Source organism: Blautia sp. RTP21359st1_E11_RTP21359_211015 (genome assembly GCF_040910705.1).
Lineage (GTDB): Bacteria > Bacillota > Clostridia > Lachnospirales > Lachnospiraceae > Blautia_A > Blautia_A fusiformis.
Window position 1 is genome coordinate 1 of sequence record NZ_JBDGAB010000109.1, and the last position, 2,830, is coordinate 2,830.

Genomic DNA, 2,830 nt, shown 5'->3' on the forward strand with positions numbered 1-2,830 from the left:
AATATGGAAAATGCCCTATATTGTGTATCAAGTACTTAACTTATTCTATTTCTTCTATTCTTAATATACCCCCAAAACAGCACAAAATCAGTCACTTAAAAATCATCGGTCGGGGAGCGCCCAGCGGCAAGGGGCGGGACCACCCGTCCCGACGAGCGCCACACCATAAACTTTTTTTAGAATAAGCACACAACCGTTTTCCGAACCCTGCAAAATTTCTTCCGAATCCGAACGACGTAACACTCCATTGAGAGAGGCTGCCGTTTGGTCGCTCCCCCTTTGGGGGCGGGGGGGGGGTTACATACCCATACCGAAACCTCTGCTTCTGGTGATTTGCTTGAGTAGGTCTTTCCCCTCTTCCATAGCTTTTGATATGTTTGGGAAATGATGCCTTAAAGCCTCCAGTTGTTCGGAATTGAACAAGTCTTTCATCTTACCAAGTTCTTTTTTCAATTCCTTGGTTTCGGTCTTTAGTTCTTGGTTCTCCGTCCTTAATCGGTTACTGGTTGTCCTTGCGTTGTCCATTTGTTGTCTATAATACTCCTTGTCATTCTCGGCTTTGAATGCCTTTGTGCCGTTTTGCTCTTTTTCAAGTATAGCCTTTCCCAGTCTATCGGATAGCTGTTCATTTTCCCCCTCTAAAGCCTTTACTTTGGCTTTTAAGGCATCCTTTTCCCTATCGTTGACTGTTTTTCCAATCAAGCCGTAAAACTTCTCTGAAGCCTTAGAAATGAGTTTTTGGACGTTCTTCTTTGTTTCAATGGAACGTAGTTCTTTCTGAAGCTGAAGAAGCTGGTTTTGTACGTCCTTGTGTTTGTCTAATGCACTGGATATATCGTTTGATAGTTCCTGAAGCTGTTCTTTCGCACATTCGGTCTTGTACTGCATAGCCGATAAGTGTTTGCGGTCAGAAGAAACGCCACGTTCCATGCCCAGTGTTTCAGATGCTATGGTTTGGAGTTCTGCCATGTCATCACGCGATAAACGCACACTTTTCCCATTCGGCTGCGTCCAATCGAAAACTACATGGGCATGAAGGTTAGGTGTCCATTGCTTTGCGTTCATGTATCCTTCGTCCTTGTGTATATGGATTTGAAATGCTTCGATACCGAAACGTTCTTTGCAGACCGTGGCAAACTGCTGGAGTTCCTGCATGGTGGTTTCTTGTTTGATTACTATTACTCCCTCTCGTATGGGTGCGGCTTTAGCCTGCATCTTCTGCCCAACCGTATCGAGATATCTTTGTTTCGCACTTTCCAGCCGATGGGAGATGCTATCTCCAACCCAGCTTTCATTCAAATGACTAAGTTCGGGACGAACATAGTCCAACTCTTTTTCCCTAAAGTTGTGAATCTCACTCCCCGGCTTCACTGCTTGTACATGAATACTTGTTGCTCCCATAAGTTAACATTTTTGTGACAATCGATAACAGCCGGTGACAGCCGGCTGACAGGGGGTTAAGGGGGCTTGTCCCCTTACACACGCACCCTTTAGGGTGCTAGTGTGCTATCACCATACTGCATAGGTGCGAAGTTAGCAAATGTTCTGTAAATGCACAAATAAAGGGGAAAACATTTGGATTTGCGACAATAAAGTACTACCTTTGTTGCTGACCAAACGGTAGCCGACCGATACGGGAGAGTTACCAAAATACAAGCCGCTGGAGTTAATTGACGGACATCCGACATCTCCAGCGGCTTTATTTTTGCCTATCTGCTTCGTCTAGGCATACCAGTACCTCTACTAAAAATGTACTTCAAAGATACTTATTTTCTACCGACTTGATAGTTTTTACCCCATATTCTTGGACATTTTTCCCCCATGAGGTTATCTTTGTAGGGTGAAAGAGAAACCCATAAACGGGGATAGATTGAATGCTGGGAAGCATAAACAATCGGGGTAAGGTTAGCGAACCTTGCCTTTCATCCCCCATTATAACTTTACATAGAGGAACTTTATCTATCCCCCCCCCCGCCCCCAAAGGGGGAGCGACCAAACGGCAGCTTCACTCAATGGAGTGTTACTGTTCATCAAAGCCAAGTGATAATTGTCGTTTCTCTGCTTCTTCTTTCTTTTGGGCAGCTAAAGTCTTTTTCCGAACGTATGTTTTAGCAAATGTCACTCGGTCACCATTGAATACTATCAGAGGATTAATAAACCAAAGATTATCGGCTGGTCCTCGGGCTATGATTTCAGCTTTTACAAGTTCTGCAAGTCCTTTATAAACGGCTTTGTCTGTTTTGTATTTGGTATATTCTAGGCATTTTTTTCTATTGAAGATGATTAAATCATTTTTGGGTTTCATGCAGGTCATAAAGTAACCAAAAACCCGAATAGCTGCTTGTGATAGGTCAAAGAATGCAGCAAAGTTAGAAAGATACAATTTAGTGAATTGTTCTTCATCTACTTCTATTTGACGGATAAACGAAGTCTTAAACACTTCTCCAGTTTCAGTGTCGGCTAAAGCTACTACGGCTCTCTTATCGCCACCACTATTACTCTTATACTTTTTAACAACATGATTTTCAATACCTTCTATAGCTTGTTTCATAAAAGGATTTTCTTCGTTCTTTTGAAAATCGGTTAACTTAACTGCTTTTTTATTTTCCATTTTGATGTGTTTTTGGGAAATATTATTCTCCACAAAGTAAACTATTATTTTCCATAAAAACAATATTAAGGGAAATATTATTTTCCTGTTTAGTATTATATTAGGAAATCAGTATTTTCTAGATTGGAAAATGAGAATTTCCAATATGGAAAATGCCCTATATTGTGTATCAAGTACTTAACTTATTCTATTTCTTCTATTCTTAATATACCCCCAAAA

At 41.3% G+C, this 2,830-nt stretch carries 2 protein-coding genes; both read right to left on the bottom strand.

Features of this window, described 5'->3' with window-relative positions:
- Nucleotides 1-297 precede the first annotated feature (297 nt).
- Entirely contained in the window at nucleotides 298-1,401 is a 1,104-nt protein-coding gene (locus AB5026_RS18780; protein WP_007219893.1) for a plasmid recombination protein, read from the bottom strand.
- A 619-nt stretch (nucleotides 1,402-2,020) separates the two neighbouring features.
- The gene (locus tag AB5026_RS18785) at nucleotides 2,021-2,611 is read right to left on the bottom strand and encodes a replication/maintenance protein RepL (RefSeq protein WP_004295513.1); all 591 of its coding nucleotides are present in this window, start codon (nucleotides 2,609-2,611) and stop codon (nucleotides 2,021-2,023) included.
- Between the last annotated feature and the right edge of the window lie 219 nt (nucleotides 2,612-2,830).